The sequence below is a fragment of the Bacillus sp. SIMBA_005 genome (assembly GCF_046535585.1).
Taxonomy (GTDB): domain Bacteria; phylum Bacillota; class Bacilli; order Bacillales; family Bacillaceae; genus Bacillus; species Bacillus pumilus.
The window spans coordinates 1-231 of sequence record NZ_JAWRWI010001272.1 but is presented as its reverse complement, the minus strand read 5'-3'; the positions used below and the strand labels follow the sequence as shown (position 1 = coordinate 231).

Annotated in this window: 1 pseudogene; it reads right to left on the bottom strand. The window is 70.6% G+C overall.

The annotated features are described in order from the left end of the window. Positions 1-231, bottom strand: a pseudogene (locus SB660_RS24160) (hypothetical protein); the annotation flags it as partial.

Below are 231 nucleotides of genomic sequence, written 5' to 3'. Positions count from 1 at the left end.
CTGGCGCGCGACCGACACCATGCGCCGGGTGCGCTCGCGGTTCGCATCGGGCGTGTCCGCCAGTTCCAGCGCGACGACGATCGGCGTCAGCAGATTGTTGAAGTCGTGTGCAACGCCGCCGGTCAGCTGGCCCATGGCCTCGAGCTTGCGCGACTGGCGCAATGCGTCTTCGGCCGCGCGCCGGTCGGTGGTGTCGATCGCCTCGGGCACCACGGCGATGATCGTGCCGGC